Below are 14,767 nucleotides of genomic sequence, written 5' to 3'. Positions count from 1 at the left end.
CTATCGTCATTCGCGGGCTGCGCGAGGCGCAGGTTCGCAGAAGCCCGCAGATGCCAGGTCGTTCACAACGAAAAATGGCCGGGCGAGGGGCCCGGCCATCCTGCAGTAGCCGTTACGCCACCGCTTCCTTCTGCTTCTGCGAGCGCTTGCGCTCGTTGGGGTCGAGCACGCCCTTGCGCAGGCGGATCGACTTCGGCGTCACTTCGACCAGCTCGTCGTCGTCGATCCAGGCGAGCGAACGCTCCAGCGTCATCCGGATCGGCGGCGTCAGGCGCACGGCCTCGTCCTTCGAGGTGGTGCGGATGTTGGTGAGCTTCTTGCCCTTGAGCACGTTCACCTCGAGATCGTTCTCGCGGGTGTGCTCGCCGACGATCATGCCCTGATAGACCTTCCAGCCGGGCTCGATCATCATCGGGCCGCGATCCTCGAGGTTCCACAGTGCATAGGCCACGGCCTCGCCGGTTTCCATCGCGATCAGCACGCCGTTGCGGCGCCCGCCGATCTCGCCCTTGTAGGGCAGGTAGGCATGAAACAGCCGGTTCATGATGGCGGTGCCGCGCGTGTCGGTGAGCAGCTCGCCCTGGTAGCCGATCAGGCCGCGGGTCGGAGCGTGGAAGACCAGACGCAGGCGATTGCCGCCCGAAGGCCGCATCTCAAGCATATCGGCCTTGCGCTCCGACATCTTCTGCACGACGACGCCGGAATGCTCCTCGTCGACGTCGATCACGACCTCTTCGATCGGCTCGAGCAGCTGGCCGTCCTCGCCGCGCTTCAGCACGACGCGGGGGCGCGAGACGCCGAGCTCGAAGCCCTCGCGCCGCATCTGCTCGATCAGGATGGCAAGCTGCAATTCGCCGCGGCCGGAGACGATGTAGCTGTCCTTGTCGGCCGCTTCCTCGACCTTGAGCGCGACATTGCCCTCGGCCTCCTTCAGGAGCCGGTCGCGGATGACGCGGGTGGTGACCTTGTCGCCCTCGGTGCCGGCCAGCGGGGAATCGTTGACCATGAAGGTCATCGACACGGTCGGCGGATCGATCGGCTGCGCCTTGATCGCGGTCTCGACCGACGGGTCGCAGAAGGTGTCGGCGACCGAACCCTTCACCAGGCCGGCGATCGAGACGATGTCGCCGGGAATGGCTTCTTCGATTGGTGTGCGCTCGAGCCCGCGGAAGGCCAGGATCTTGCTGATACGGCCGGTCTCGACGACGGTACCGTCGCCCGACAGCACCTTGATGGTCTGGTTCGGCTTGGCCGTGCCGGAGACGACGCGGCCGGTGATGATGCGGCCGAGATAGGGGTTGGCCTCGAGCAGCGTGCCGAGCATCCGGAACGGGCCTTCCTCGATGCGCGGCTCGGGCACATGGCTGAGGATCAGGTCGTACATCGGGGCAAGGCCCTGGTCCTGCGGACCGGCCGGATCATGCGCCATCCAGCCCTGCTTGCCCGAACCGTAGAGGATCGGGAAATCGAGCTGCTCGTCATTGGCGTCGAGCGCGGCGAAGAGATCGAAGACCTCGTTGATGACTTCCTGGACGCGAGCGTCGGGCTTGTCGACCTTGTTGATCGCCACGATCGGGCGCAAGCCGAGCTTCAGTGCCTTGGAGACGACGAACTTGGTCTGGGGCATCGGGCCTTCGGCCGCGTCGACCAGCACGATGGCGGAGTCGACCATGTTCAGGATGCGCTCGACCTCGCCGCCGAAATCGGCGTGGCCCGGAGTGTCGACGATGTTGATGCGCGTATCCTTCCAGACCACGGAAGTGGCCTTGGCCAGGATGGTGATGCCGCGCTCTTTCTCGAGCTCGTTGGAATCCATCACGCGCTCGATCACGCGCTGGTTTTCGCGATAGGTACCCGACTGCTGGAGCAGCTTGTCGACCAGAGTCGTCTTGCCATGATCGACGTGGGCGATGATGGCGATATTTCGCATGGACATGCGTGGGGTACCTTTTCAGGACCGCGAGCCGGCGCGGAAAGCCCGGCCGGCGCAGTTCACTTTCGTATGGGATTCTGGAATTCGTTGCGCTGCACATAAACGCTAGAGGGCGTTTGGGCAACCTTGATCGACAGCTGCCCGGCAACAGGGGCAGCGCTGGCGCATGAAACTCAGCGGGCGGTGGTCTGCAATTGCCGCCAGACCCAATAGGAATAGCTGAAGGTTGCGGCCATCAGGGCGGCCAGCCCGAGCAGCGTGGCCGTGGCCAGGACGAGGGGTGCCGCGGCGCCCAGCGCGAGGCCGAAGAGGGCAAGGCCGAGGCAGACGGAGCCCCAGCCATAGAGCCTGTGGGTCCTCTGCCAGACCCGCTCGTCCGAAAGCGTCCATGGCGTCCTGACGCCAAATAGCTGCATCGAGCGCGTCTTGGCTGCGACATTGCCGGTGACGACCAGGAAGAGGCCGAGCATCGCGGTCACCAGGCGTGGAACATCGGCCGCATACCCAAGTGCGTGCGCAATCAGAAGCGCGTGGCACGCCGCGATCATGAGCATAACGGCGCTCCATGTTGCGGTGTAGGCCTTGCCGGAGCGGGCAAGATTGTCGGCGCGGGGCTCCATGCGCGGCAGCAGCGCGAACAGTGCCGTGACGAACCCCGCGATGACGGGCAGGCTGAGGAACGCCACCCAGGGCCCGGCGAAGCCGTCTGGCTGGCCGTCGATCCCGAAATGAATGGCGATCCGGGCATCGGGCGACACATGCATCAACGCATAGGTCGAAGCGACGAGCATGCTGCCGAGGACGGCAAGGCTCAGGGTCATGGTGGAGCGGATCATGATTGAGCGTCCTTTGGTTTGGCCGCGCGAGGCCTCGGTTCGAGAGCGAGCCCGAAATGGTCGAGGAACAGACACATTGCCTCTTCGAGCACGGACAGGTTCAGGCGGTAGGTGATGGTGGTGCCGAGCTTGTCGCTCTGGATCAGGTCCGCCTCGCGCAAGACGGCGAAATGGCCGGACAAGGTGGGTTTGGCGAGGTTGAAACGGGCCGCGATCTCTCCGGCCGTCATGTCCCGTTCGCGCAGCAGCCGCAGGATTTCACGGCGTGTCGGGTCGGAGAGCGCTTTGAAGACCATGTTCATCTTCGTTATTTAGGAAATTACCGAAATAAAAGCAAACTGCCATGCTCATGCATGCCCCAAGTGGCGGGGCTGGAAGCTGCCGGATCACGCGGCCGGCGTGCCCTCGGCGTCGAGAAGGGTCTGCCTGCGCTCGGCTACGGCGCGCCCGACCTGATCCATGGCGAGCCGGTATGCGGCGAGGCCGCTGGCGTCGACATCGCCGCTCGAAAAATTCGAGAGCACCTCGGCCAGGATCGCATCGGCCGTGCGTTCGAAATTCTGGAGGGCGGTCTCGTCCTGTTCGGAGCGGATGGCGGAGAGCATCGCGACAAGCCGGTCTAGCCCCGCCATGGCTTTGCGTCGGCGGAGCGTGCTGTCATGGCTGAGCAGGCCGGCGAAACCGGTGCCTAGCAGCGAAAGCGCCATCACGCCCAGATAGAACCAGTCGCCATAGCGCTCGAAGAAGGTTTCCTGCTCGCCGTCGATGAAGGCTGCCGCGCCGGGATGAACCGGCAGCGGTGTGTCCTTGTCGGTCGAGGGTGTCTCCAGTCCCTGGATCGACGGGAGCTCGGCCGCCAGCGTCAGCCTGAGGGCCAGCAGGTCCTTGACGAGATCCCCGACGACGGCGTCGTCGAGGCTTTGGGCCGCAACCAGCCGTGAGGTCACGGAGATCGTCGTCAGGCTCTCGGAGGGGCGCGGCGGGTCTCCGCCGAGCGCGCCGCGCACGATCTCTCCGGTTTCGATCGATCTGTGCCGCGCGGTGATCGCATCCGCCGCGCTGATCGGAATGAGGACCGGGTCGTCGCCCCAGGCCAATTTGAGCTTGCTCAGGCCGTCATTGTTAATGCGCGAACCGACGGCGTTGATCGAAAAGAACGCATCGATCCTGCGTTCGCGCGCGGCGGGTACGATCTCTTCGGAGTTCAGCCCGACGATCTCGACCTCCTCCGGCTTGACCTCGTATTGCGCCAGCACGCGCTTGAGCAGCGCGATATTGCCTGCCGGATTACGCACCACGCCGATCCTGCGCCCGCGCAGATCGGCGATACGCCCGATTGCGGTTTCCTTGTTGGTGATCAGGAAGGGGAAGGTGCGGCGGGTGATCAGGGCGGTGTCGGCATTCTCCGGCAGCGCGATATCGGGACGGATGATGGCGAGATCGGCCTGGCCGCTGTCGACGCGCTTGGCGCTCTCCTCGGAGCCCTCCGTGAGGATCAGGCGAAGCCGGATCGAGGATTTTTCGCGGCTGAGCCCCTGTACGAAGCCTGCGGCCATGCGCGCATCCTCCGATCCGAGCGGGCCGACGGCGAGTCTGAGCGTCCGGGGTTGGTTCAGGACGTAGAAGACCGACGCGGCGATACCGAAGATCGCCAGCAGGCCCGCCAGAGCCATGAAACCGCGCCGCCCCATGCCGGACCAATCCTGACCGCTTTGCCGTCGCCCCCGCGACGCGCTTGGCTTCGCTCGTGATCATGTCGCAAGTGGGGCGCGCCGCAAGAGGGCATGGCGCACGGGGACATGGAGGTTGCCGGGCCCGCGGCAGATGTCCTATTGCCGGGGAATGTCGCAAAGCTCCGATGCCTTCACCGTCAAGATTTGCGGTCTCTCCACGCGTGAGACGATGGCGGCGGCGCTCGCCGCCGGTGCCGACATGGTCGGGCTGGTCTTCCACCCGAAGAGTCCGCGCTTCATCGATATGGCTCGCGCGATGGCGCTCGCCGAGATGGCGCGCGGCCGCGCCGAGATCGTGGCCCTGATCGTGGATTTCGATGTGGCGCGGGCAAGGGAACTCGTGGACGCGCTCAGGCCGGACTGGCTTCAGCTGCATGGCCGCGAGACGCCGGAGCAGGCGCTGGCGCTCAAGGCCGCGACCGGTCTTCGCGTGATGAAGGCGCTGGGTGTCGCTGCTCCGTCCGATCTTGCCGCCATGTCCTCTTATGTCGCGGTGACGGACCGCATCCTGCTCGATGCCAAGCCGCCGAAGGATGCGGCCTATCCCGGTGGCCACGGCCGGCCCTTCGACTGGACGATCCTCTCCGGCCTCGACCCGGCTTTGCGCTTCATGCTATCGGGCGGCCTCGATCCGGCGAATGTTGCCGATGCCATCCGCATTGCCCGGCCTGCCGGGGTAGATGTGTCGTCCGGCGTCGAAAGCGCGCCCGGCGTCAAGGATATCCGCCGGATCAGGGATTTCATCGCCGCCGCACGTCAGGCGGCGCAGGATTTGAAGAAGGCAGGCCCGACATGAACGCGCCCCGCAATCCGAATACTTATCGTTCCGGGCCCGACGAGAACGGCCGGTTCGGCATGTTCGGTGGTCGTTTCGTTGCCGAAACGTTGATGCCCCTGATCCTGGAACTGGAACAGGCCTATGATGCCGCCAAGGCCGATCCGGCCTATCACGCCGAGATGGCTGGTGGCCTCAAGCACTATGTCGGCCGGCCGTCGCCGCTCTATCTGGCCGAGCGCCTGACGGATCATTTCGGGGGCGCAAAGATCTATCTCAAGCGTGAAGAGCTGAATCACACCGGCTCGCATAAGGTCAATAATGTGCTCGGCCAGATCCTGCTGGCGCGGCGCATGGGCAAGAAGCGCATCATCGCCGAGACCGGCGCCGGTCAGCACGGCGTCGCCACCGCAACGCTTTGCGCGCGCTACGGCCTCGAATGCATCGTCTATATGGGCGCGGTCGACGTCGCCCGTCAGGCGCCGAACGTCTTTCGCATGCAGATGCTGGGCGCCACCGTGGTGCCGGTCGAATCCGGAACCAAGACGCTCAAGGACGCGATGAACGAGGCCCTGCGCGACTGGGTGACCAATGTCGCGACGACCTTCTACTGCATCGGCACGGTGGCCGGCCCGCATCCCTATCCCGCCATGGTCCGCGACTTCCAGTCGATCATCGGCAGGGAAACGCGCGAGCAGATGCAGGAGCTCGAGGGGCGCCTGCCGGATTCGCTGATCGCCTGCATCGGCGGCGGCTCGAACGCCATGGGGCTGTTCCACCCCTTCCTCGACGATCCCACGGTCGAAATCTATGGCGTCGAGGCGGCCGGGCACGGCATCCCGAGCGGCCTGCATGCCGCCTCGCTGACGGGCGGGCGTCCCGGCGTGCTGCATGGCAACCGCACCTATCTGCTGATGGATGATGACGGGCAGATCAAGGATGCGCACTCGATCTCGGCCGGTCTCGACTATCCCGGCATCGGCCCTGAGCATTCCTGGCTCAACGATGTCGGCCGGGTCAAATATCTGTCCGCCACTGACGAGGAGGCGCTGGAGGCCTTCCAGCTCATCTCCAAGCTCGAAGGCATCATTCCTGCCTTGGAATCGGCACATGCGCTTGCTCGTGTAGCCGAGCTTGCGCCGCAAAAGCCGAAGGACCACCTGATGGTGGTCAATCTTTCCGGTCGTGGCGACAAGGATATTCCGCAAGTGGCGGAGATTCTGGCGGGACGGTGATGCCGGCCCCGTCCGATAGTCTGAGGATAAAACGATGAAGAAGACGATTCTGCTCGCCGCCATGCTGGTTCTGTCTGGCCCCGTCATGGCCCAGACCGCGAACACGGTGGCTCCCGCCGAGGGAATCGTCATCCGGACCGAGGGCGAGGTCAGGGTCAGGCCCGATATCGCGATCCTGCAGGCCGGCATTGTCAGCGAGGGCAAGACGGCCGCCGAGGCTCTCGCCCAGAACACGCCGGCGCTGGCCAGGCTGGTCGAAGCCGTCAAGGCGGCGGGCATCGCCCCAGCCGATCTGATGACCTCGCAGGTCTCGCTGATGCCGCGCATGACGCAGCCTTCCATGTCTCCCGGTCCGAAGCCGCCGCGCGCCGCCACGATCGACGGCTACGAGGCCCGCACCGGCTTGACCGTCACCGTGCGCGATCTCGCCAAGGCCGGTCCGCTGATCGACGCGCTGGCAAAGGCCGGCGTGAACGAGATGTCCGGCATAAGCTTCGGGCTGGCGGACGAGAGCAGGGCCAAGGATGCCGCGCGCCTGAAGGCGGCGGAGGCGGCGCGTGCGCGGGCCGAACTCCATGCCACGGCACTCGGCGTCAAGGTCGGCGAGCTGGTCTCGATCGTCGAGGCTGAAGCCGAAGTCCCAGGCCGCGCCGCGGGCGATGTTCGTGCCTTCCGCATGGCGGCTGGTGCTGCACCGATTTCGGTCGAACCCGGCGAGATCACGGTGACGAGTTCGCTGCGTACGGTTTGGCGCATCGCGCCCTGAGCCCTCGCCAGCCCGCCCCCTTCATGCTAACCGCACGCTCATGACAGAGACCGGCCAGACCCGCATCCAGTCCCGCTTCGCCGCTTGCGCTGCCCAAGGTCGGGCAGCGCTGGTGACCTTCGTCACCGCTGGCGACCCGGATTTCGAGACCGCAAGCGCGATCCTCAATGCCCTGCCTGAGGCAGGCGCGGATGTGATCGAGCTCGGCGTGCCCTTCACCGATCCGATGGCCGACGGCGTCCCGATCCAGCTCGCGGGCCAGCGGGCCTTGAAGGCGGGGCAGACGCTGAAGAAGACGCTGGCCATGGTCGAGTCCTTCCGCAAGGCCGGCCATGACACGCCGATCGTGCTGATGGGATACTACAATCCGATCTGGGCCTATGGCGTCGAGCGCTTCCTGCAGGATGCGCGTCGGATCGGCGTCGACGGGCTCATCGTTGTCGACCTGCCGCCGGAAGAGGATGTGGAGCTCTGCCTGCCGGCTCTTGAGGCCGGTATCAGCTTCATCCGTCTGGCCACGCCGACGACCGACGACAAGCGCCTGCCGAAGGTGCTCAGCAACACCTCTGGCTTCGTCTATTATGTCTCGATGACGGGCGTAACCGGTGGCGCGATCGTGAGCTACGACGCGGTCGGCGATGCGGTGGCCCGGATCAAGCGCCACACCGATCTGCCGGTCGCTGTCGGCTTTGGCGTGAAAACGGCGGCCGATGCCGCAGCCATCGCGAAGGGCGCCGACGGGGTCGTCGTCGGCTCCGCGCTCGTCGAGCGGGTTCGCCTCTCGCTGGATGCGGACGGCAAGGCCACGGACAAGACGGTTTCGGCGGTCACCTCGCTGGTTGCGGAACTGGCTGCCGGCATCCGCACGGTCTCCAAGGCGGCCTGACCCGGCCGCTCCAGTCACACGTTTCAAGGATGATCCGATGAACTGGATTTCCGAAGTCGTTCGCCCGCGCATCAAGACCCTGTTCAAGCGCGAGAGCCCCGAGAACCTCTGGATCAAGTGCCCTGATTCCGGGCAGATGGTCTTCCACAAGGACGTAGAGGCCAATGGCTTCGTCATTCCGGGCTCCGACCATCATATGCGCGTCACCGCGCAGGATCGGCTGCGCCTGACTTTCGACGAGGGCAAATGGGTCGATGTCCCGCTGCCGGAGGTCGCGGTCGATCCGCTGAAGTTCCGTGACGAGAAGCGCTATGTCGACCGCCTCAAGGACGCGCGCGCCAAGACCGGCGCGGCCGATGCGTTCAAGGTCGGCTTCGGCCGCGTCCAGGGCCTGCCCCTGACGATTGCCGTGCAGGACTTCCACTTCATGGGCGGCTCGCTCGGCATGGCGGCGGGCGAAGCCTTCATCAAGGGCGCCGAGACTGCGCTCGAGAAGAAGACACCCTATGTCGTGTTCGCCGCCTCCGGCGGTGCGCGCATGCAGGAGGGCATCCTCTCGCTGATGCAGCTTCCGCGGACGACGGTCGCGATCAGGCGTCTGCGCGCGGCTGGGCTGCCCTATTTCGTGGTTCTGACCAACCCGACCACCGGCGGCGTCACGGCTTCCTACGCGATGCTGGGTGACGTCCACATCGCCGAGCCGGGCGCCCTGATCGGTTTCGCGGGCCCGCGCGTCATCGAGCAGACCATCCGCGAGAAGCTGCCCGAGGGCTTCCAGCGCGCCGAATATCTCAAGGATCACGGCATGGTGGACATGGTTGTCCATCGCCATGAGATTCCGGCGACGCTGGCGCGGCTGGGCCGCCTGCTGACCAAGCAGTCCGAGCCGGCAGCTGATGCCAAGCAACCGGTCGGGCCGGTCCCCGAAGCGGCCTGACACGGATAACGGACGGCCGGAGGCCGAGCGCATCATGGGGTCTTCCGACACGCTGCTGGCGCGCTTCCTGGCGCTGCATCCCAAGCTGATCGATCTCTCGCTCGGCCGCATCCTGACCTTGCTGGAGCGGCTCGGCGACCCGCACAAGCGCCTGCCGCCGGTGATCCATGTCGCCGGCACCAATGGCAAGGGTTCGACCATCGCCTTCATGCGGGCGATTCTCGAGGCGGCGGGTCTCAGCGTCCATGTCTACACTTCGCCGCATCTGGTGCGCTTTCATGAGCGCATCCGGCTCGGTCAGCCGGGCGGCGGTCGTTTCGTCGACGAGGCCGTGCTGGTCGAGGCACTGGAGCGCTGCGAACGGGCCAATGCCGGCGACCAGATCACCTTCTTCGAGATCACCACTTCGGCCGCCATGCTTCTCTTCTCCGAGCACAAGGCCGACGTTCTGCTGCTCGAGGTCGGTCTCGGCGGTCGCTTCGACACCACGAATGTCGTCGCCCATCCCGCCTGCACGGTGGTGACGCCGGTCTCGATGGACCATGCCGAGTATCTCGGCGATACCGTCACCAAGATCGCGGGCGAGAAGGCCGGCATCTTCAAGCGCGGCGCCCCGGCCGTGATTGCGCCACAGGAACCGGAGCCGACGGCCGTGCTCGAAGCCGCGGCCGAACGCGTGGGCGCCTCGAAAATTCTGATCGGCGCGCAGGACTTCAACATTCACGAGGCGGGTGGACGGCTGGTCTACGAGGATGGCGACGGCCTGCTCGATCTGCCGTTGCCGCGCCTCACCGGGCGTCATCAGCACGTCAATGCCGGTACGGCCATAGCGGCCTTGCGCGCAGCCGGATATGGCGGCCTGCCGGCCCGCGCCTTCGAGCAGGGCATGCTCAATGCCGAATGGCCGGCACGGCTGCAAAGGCTGGCGCGCGGCCAACTCGCCGAACTCGTGCCTGCTGGCGCCGAGCTATGGCTCGATGGCGGCCACAATCCCGATGGCGGCCGCGTTCTTGCGCAGGCGATGGCCGACCTGGAGGAGAAGAACCCGGCTCCGCTCGTCATGATCGCGGGATTGCTCTCGACCAAGGACGCAACGGCGACGCTCGGGCATTTCAAGGGGCTCGCGCATGCGCTCTTTGCCGTGCCGATCCACAACCAGCTTGCTGCTCGCCCGGCCGAGGAGGTTGCGGCTCTCGCGCGGGTCGCCGGGTTGAATGCCGAGGTCGCGGGCTCGGTCGAGCAGGCGTTGCGCGAGATTGCAGTGCGGACCTGGCGGGGGCCGCCGCGCATCCTGATCTGCGGCTCGCTCTATCTGGCCGGCGAAGTGCTTTCGGCCAACGGTACGCCACCGGTGTAGTACCGGCACGGATGGGGAGAGTGCGATGCAGGCCCGGCAATTCGGAGCAAATGGCCCGTCGCTCCCCGTCATCGGCCAGGGCACCTGGAACATCGAACTCGCCGATCAGGCCGGCGCGGTGGCGGCATTGCGTCGCGGGCTCGACCTTGGCCTGCGCCATCTCGACACGGCAGAGATGTATGGCTCTGGCCGCTCGGAGGAGATTGTCGGAGAAGCCATCGCCGGGCGACGAGACGAGGTCTTCCTCGTTTCCAAGGTGCTGCCGTACAACGCCTCTCGTGCGGGGACGCGCAGGGCCTGCGAGGAATCGCTGAGGCGGCTGCGCACCGACAGGCTCGACTGCTTCCTGCTGCATTGGCGCGGCTCATACGCGCTGGAGGAGACTTTCGCAGCCTTCGAGGACCTGAAGCGCCAGGGCAAGCTTCTGTCCTGGGGCGTCAGCAATTTCGACGTCGATGATCTCGACGAGGCGCTGGCGATTGCCGGCGAGGGCATCATCGCCTGCAACCAGGTCCTTTATCATCTCGGCGAACGTGCCATCGAGCATATGGTCATCCCGTGGTGCGAGCGTCACGGCGTTGCGGTGACCGCCTACAGCCCATTTGGTCAGGATGATTTTCCCTTAGCCGCAAGTGCCGGCGGCCGCGTGCTCACCGATGTTGCGATCACGCATGGAGCAACACCGCGTCAGGTCGCGCTTGCCTTCCTGACCCGCCAATCCCCGGTCTTCGCGATCCCGAAGGCCGCCAGGGCCCAACATGTCGAGGACAATGCCGGTGCGCTGAGGCTGCACCTGAGCGACAGCGAGATCGCGCGGATCGACGCTGCTTTTCCACGTGGACCCAAGCCCCGTTCCCTGCCGATGTTGTAGGGGACGCCTGCAGGTCAAGCCGGCCGCGCGGAAACCAAGTTGCGGCTTTCTGCTTTACAACTGGGGGCTGAAGGGCGTTTCCTAGAGTAAAGGCGGCGGAGCATCGCATCCGACAACGCCGAATTCTTGCAACGGTTGCGTCTTCAGGAGTGGTGTGATGCGTCGCGTCCTCGGCGTCCTCGCCGTATTGTTTCTTTCGCTTGCCGGCTTGGCTTCGGCCCAGGCCGGCGTTCAGGTCCGGGTCGACCTGGCTGCCCAGCGCATGCAGGTGACGACCACTGACGGAGAGATCTACAATTGGGCGATCTCATCAGGCCGCAAGGGATTCCGCTCGCCCAACGGCGTCTATAGCCCGACGCGGCTGGAGCGGAGCTGGTACTCGCGCAAATATGGCGGGGCGATGCCCTATTCCGTGTTCTTCCGTGGTGGCTATGCCATCCACGGCACGACAGCGGTAGGTGCACTCGGCCGGCCGGCATCGCATGGCTGCATCCGGCTGCATCCTGCCCATGCCGCCAAGCTGTTTGCGCTGGTCAAGAAGCACGGTGCCGGCCAGACGCGTATTGCGCTGAATGGTGCCAGTTCGGACGGGCTGTCGCAATTTGCCAGGGCAGGCGGTGCCAAGAGCAAGCTCGCGAAGGCGCCTCAAAAGAGCAAGGTCGCCATTGCGCAGTCGAAGTCCAAGCAGCGTGCGGCCGCGATCGCGCATCAGCGTGGCGTGCCGAACTGGGATGCGGCGCGTGATCAGCTCTTCATGCGGCCGACCCTGCCGCCCAACGCCTATGGCTACCAGCCCTACCGGGCCGGGCCGACCTGGAGATAAGGGCTCAGATCGCCTCCACGGCGATCCGCATCCAGCCGCTGAGCGTCTCGCCCGGCTGAAGCCGGGTGAGCGGAGAGGTCGCGCGCGCTGCAGCCTCGCTCGGCGAACCGATGGCGTGGCTTTGCGGCTCGACGCAGAGGAAGTCGGCACCAGGAGGCGCCCATACGACCGGGCAGCGCAGCGTTTCGCTTGCCGTGACGGTGATGGCGACGCCGCGCGACGGTGTTTCCATGCGCGCAGCGCCATCCCAACCGAGGAAACTCCAGGCCGTTTCTGCCCGAGTTGCGAAGAGCGGGCTGGCGGCATAGGGGCCGCCATCTGCGAGCGGTTGCGAGCCGGTCGCGCGGAAGCCGTTGCCGAGGATCAATGCGCCGTCGGAGCGCATTCTGAGGCGCGTATCCGCAGCCGCGGGAAACCAGGGATGGAGCCCGAAACCAAAGGGTAGGGCCACATCCGCCTCGTTTATGATCGCAAGGGTGATGGTCATACCGGAATCTTCGAGGCTGATCTCCTGCCGCGCGCGGTAGCGGTAGGGATCTTCACCGGCGCTGCGCCGATGTTCCAGGACGGTATGGCCGTGGTCATACCGCAGGACCTCCCAGTCCGACTGCCAGCCGAAACCATGAATGCTGCCTGTTCCCGCAGGATCGTTGGCCGGCACCCGAAAGCGCTGCTCGCCATCGTCGATGACGCAATCGAAGGCGCGATTGGCAAAGGGCAGCATGGCCCAGCTGCCGAAGCGATTGGGGGCCGCGATCGAGGGAACCGCCCCCGCCGGCGCCCGCAGAAGCGAACGCAACTGCCCGTCAGGCGCGCGCCATTCGAGCGCGGTCACCATCGCACCGACCTCGGGCGCGATCGCGGCGGAGAGAGGCCCGGACTGCAGGGTAAGCATCGTGATGTCCTTACTTGATCAGCGGGCGTAGCATCGCCTGCATCGAGCGCATGCGCGGCAGGAACTGCGCCACCATCTCCTCGGCCGAGGTCCGCTGCACCTGTCCGGAAATATTGAAGGCGGCAACGGTCTCGCCACGCGCATTGGCGAGGGGGAGCGCCATCGAGATCAGGCCAAGTTCCAGTTCCTGATCGACCACGCTGTAACCCCGTTCGCGCGCCGCCGCCAAGGCGGCCATGATCCGTTCCGGCTCCGTTACGGTATGAGGCGTCAGCGCTCGCGGCCGGCCGGCCAGAATCCGTTCGCGGGCCTCGTCAGGTGGCAGCGCTGCGAGTAGGACGCGCCCCATCGAGGTGCAGAAGGCGGGCAGGCGCGAGCCGACGGAAAGGCCCACGGACATGATCCGCCTCTGCGCCGAACGCGCGATATAGACGATTTCGTGCCTGTCGAGCAGCGAGGCCGAGGAGGATTCATGGGTTTCCTCGGACAACCGCTCCAGGAAGGGCTGGACGAGCTGGGGCAGGGCGCTGGAGGCCAACCAGGCATGGCCGAGCCTGAGCACGCGCGGCGTCAGCCGGAAGAACTTGCCGTCGAATTCGGCGTAGCCGATCCTTGTGAGCGTCAGAAGGCAACGCCGGGCCGCCGCGCGGGACAATTCGGTGGCGCGGGCCACGTCTGCGATGGTGAGCTTCTCATGCGTCGCGTCGAAGCATTCGATCACGGCCAGTCCCTTTTCGAGGGCGGCCATGTGGTCGCGATCCGACGTTGCCGTGTCCAATCTTGACCCCTGTTGACGCAATGGGTATTGTTCGAAAATCAAAACGATGTGCGATTAACGCACAAAATGAGGAGATGTCAAGGTGGCTGAGTTCGTCTCCCTCGCCGAGGGAATCGAGTCGGTGGTGCGTGACAGCTGCTCCGTCGCGATGGAAGGCTTCACTCACCTCATCCCGCATGCTGCCGGTCATGAGGCGATCCGTCAGGGCCGCAAGCGGCTGACGCTGATCCGCATGACGCCGGACCTGATCTACGATCAGATGATCGGGATGGGCTGCGCCGAGAAGCTGGTCTTCTCCTGGGGCGGCAACCCTGGCGTCGGCTCGCTGCATCGCCTGCGCGATGCGGTCGAGAATGGCTGGCCGCATAAGCTCGAGCTTGAAGAGCACAGCCACGCCGCCATGGCCAATGCCTACGAGGCGGGCGCCGCTAACCTGCCCTTCGCTGTGTTTCGCGGCTACAAGGGCGTCGATCTGCCCAAGGTCAATCCCCGGATCAAATCCGTCACCTGCCCCTATACCGGGGAAGTCTTGGCGACGGTTCCCGCCATCCGGCCTGACGCCGCCGTCATTCATGCACAGAAGGCGGATCGCGAAGGCAATGTCCTGCTCGAAGGCATTGTTGGCGTGCAGAAGGAGGCCGTGCTGGCGGCCAGGCGTTCGCTGGTTACCGTCGAGGAGATCGTCGAGGACTTTGGCCCACGCAATGCCAATGCCGTCATCCTGCCGTCCTGGGCGGTGACCGCCATCGCCAGGGTGCCGGGCGGAGCCTATCCATCCTACGCCCACGGTTATTACAAGCGCGCCAACGACTTCTACATTGCCTGGGACAAGATCGCCCGGGAGCGCGACACATTCATGGCCTGGATGAAGGCAAATGTCCTGGAGCAGGGGCCGGAGGTGTTTGCGCACCATGCCGGCCTTGCTCGGCAGGCCGCGTGAGG

General features: G+C 65.6%; 15 protein-coding genes. 9 read left to right on the top strand and 6 right to left on the bottom strand.

Annotated features, from left to right (window positions below):
- Positions 1–112: 112 nt before the first annotated feature.
- From typA to AC1DW9_RS05900, 4 genes are all read right to left on the bottom strand, one after another.
- Entirely contained in the window at positions 113–1,936 is a 1,824-nt protein-coding gene (gene typA / locus AC1DW9_RS05915) for a translational GTPase TypA (RefSeq protein WP_441490594.1), read from the bottom strand.
- Positions 1,937–2,106: 170 nt separating this feature from the next.
- Positions 2,107–2,769: an SdpI family protein gene (locus tag AC1DW9_RS05910; protein ID WP_441490595.1), complete on the bottom strand. Its 663-nt coding sequence runs from the start codon at positions 2,767–2,769 to the stop codon at positions 2,107–2,109.
- Positions 2,766–3,065, bottom strand: coding sequence for an autorepressor SdpR family transcription factor (locus tag AC1DW9_RS05905; protein ID WP_441490596.1), 300 nt, complete (start codon positions 3,063–3,065; stop codon positions 2,766–2,768). Before AC1DW9_RS05905 ends, AC1DW9_RS05910 begins: the two co-directional genes overlap by 4 nt.
- Before the next feature lie 90 nt (positions 3,066–3,155).
- Positions 3,156–4,460 (bottom strand): TAXI family TRAP transporter solute-binding subunit, encoded by a 1,305-nt coding sequence (locus tag AC1DW9_RS05900; protein WP_476775075.1) that lies wholly within the window; start codon positions 4,458–4,460, stop codon positions 3,156–3,158.
- Positions 4,461–4,611: 151 nt separating this feature from the next.
- Here AC1DW9_RS05900 and AC1DW9_RS05895 point away from each other — a divergent pair, with 151 nt between their 5' ends.
- The 8 genes from AC1DW9_RS05895 to AC1DW9_RS05860 all read left to right on the top strand — a co-directional run bounded on the left by AC1DW9_RS05895 (position 4,612) and on the right by AC1DW9_RS05860 (position 12,152).
- A complete protein-coding gene (locus AC1DW9_RS05895) occupies positions 4,612–5,298 on the top strand; it encodes a phosphoribosylanthranilate isomerase (protein ID WP_441490598.1) in 687 nt (228 codons plus the stop codon).
- Positions 5,295–6,512 carry a tryptophan synthase subunit beta gene (gene trpB, locus AC1DW9_RS05890; RefSeq protein WP_441490599.1) on the top strand — a complete coding sequence of 406 codons (1,218 nt, stop codon included), beginning with the start codon at positions 5,295–5,297 and terminating at the stop codon, positions 6,510–6,512. The genes AC1DW9_RS05895 and trpB overlap by 4 nt, the downstream gene beginning before the upstream one ends.
- A 34-nt stretch (positions 6,513–6,546) precedes the next feature.
- A complete protein-coding gene (locus AC1DW9_RS05885) occupies positions 6,547–7,278 on the top strand; it encodes an SIMPL domain-containing protein (protein ID WP_476767532.1) in 732 nt (243 codons plus the stop codon).
- Between the two features lie 40 nt (positions 7,279–7,318).
- The gene (gene trpA / locus AC1DW9_RS05880) at positions 7,319–8,164 is read left to right on the top strand and encodes a tryptophan synthase subunit alpha (protein WP_441490601.1); all 846 of its coding nucleotides are present in this window, start codon (positions 7,319–7,321) and stop codon (positions 8,162–8,164) included.
- Positions 8,165–8,201: 37 nt separating this feature from the next.
- On the top strand, positions 8,202–9,101 hold the full coding sequence (gene accD, locus AC1DW9_RS05875; RefSeq protein ID WP_441490602.1) for an acetyl-CoA carboxylase, carboxyltransferase subunit beta: 900 nt from the start codon (positions 8,202–8,204) through the stop codon (positions 9,099–9,101).
- Between the two features lie 34 nt (positions 9,102–9,135).
- Positions 9,136–10,458, top strand: a complete 1,323-nt coding sequence (locus AC1DW9_RS05870; RefSeq protein ID WP_441490603.1) for a bifunctional folylpolyglutamate synthase/dihydrofolate synthase — start codon at positions 9,136–9,138, stop codon at positions 10,456–10,458.
- A gap of 25 nt (positions 10,459–10,483) precedes the next feature.
- Positions 10,484–11,329, top strand: coding sequence for an aldo/keto reductase (locus tag AC1DW9_RS05865; protein WP_476767534.1), 846 nt, complete (start codon positions 10,484–10,486; stop codon positions 11,327–11,329).
- 157 nt (positions 11,330–11,486) lie between these two features.
- On the top strand, positions 11,487–12,152 hold the full coding sequence (locus AC1DW9_RS05860; RefSeq protein ID WP_476767535.1) for a L,D-transpeptidase: 666 nt from the start codon (positions 11,487–11,489) through the stop codon (positions 12,150–12,152).
- Between the two features lie 4 nt (positions 12,153–12,156).
- On the opposite strand, the gene AC1DW9_RS05855 is transcribed toward AC1DW9_RS05860, so the two are convergent.
- Both AC1DW9_RS05855 and AC1DW9_RS05850 read right to left on the bottom strand, forming a co-directional pair.
- Entirely contained in the window at positions 12,157–13,047 is an 891-nt protein-coding gene (locus AC1DW9_RS05855; protein WP_476775074.1) for an aldose epimerase family protein, read from the bottom strand.
- A 10-nt stretch (positions 13,048–13,057) separates the two neighbouring features.
- Positions 13,058–13,795, bottom strand: coding sequence for an IclR family transcriptional regulator domain-containing protein (locus AC1DW9_RS05850; protein WP_476775073.1), 738 nt, complete (start codon positions 13,793–13,795; stop codon positions 13,058–13,060).
- 112 nt (positions 13,796–13,907) lie between these two features.
- Here AC1DW9_RS05850 and AC1DW9_RS05845 point away from each other — a divergent pair, with 112 nt between their 5' ends.
- Complete coding sequence (locus AC1DW9_RS05845) at positions 13,908–14,765, top strand: CoA transferase subunit A (RefSeq protein ID WP_476775072.1); 858 nt, start codon at positions 13,908–13,910, stop codon at positions 14,763–14,765.
- The last annotated feature ends 2 nt before the right edge of the window (positions 14,766–14,767 follow it).

It is taken from the genome of Allobosea sp. P4_E12, from assembly GCF_056401655.1.
This window is presented reverse-complemented; position numbering and strand designations above follow the sequence as displayed.